Source organism: Pseudomonas sp. BJa3 (assembly GCF_026343815.1).
In the GTDB taxonomy this organism is placed as follows: Bacteria; Pseudomonadota; Gammaproteobacteria; order Pseudomonadales; family Pseudomonadaceae; genus Aquipseudomonas; species Aquipseudomonas soli.
The window spans coordinates 1-234 of sequence record NZ_JAOXMC010000561.1 but is presented as its reverse complement, the minus strand read 5'-3'; the positions used below and the strand labels follow the sequence as shown (position 1 = coordinate 234).

The following is a 234-nucleotide window of genomic DNA, read 5'->3' as shown; positions in this document are numbered from 1 at the left end:
CCAGACACTCAGCAGGCTGGCCAATAGGCCGGGCTTTTCTGCACGGTGTGCGGTAATCGCCTGCAGCGCCTGGCGCAATTGTTCACGGGCCGGGTGTAGCGTGCTGCTTTCGACTTCGCGTTGCCGATCGGAAAGCGAGCGAAGCGCTTCGACGTGAGTCTGTCGAGCCTGTTCAGCCTGTTTGACCTGCTGGCGGGCAGCGACTACGGCATCGATTTTTGTGAGTAACCTGTC

At 60.3% G+C, this 234-nt stretch carries 1 protein-coding gene; it reads right to left on the bottom strand.

Translation table 11 applies throughout. From position 1 onward, the window contains the following. The coding region (locus OH705_RS28785) for a hypothetical protein (RefSeq protein WP_267303643.1) at nt 1–234 on the bottom strand (234 nt) is incomplete at both ends.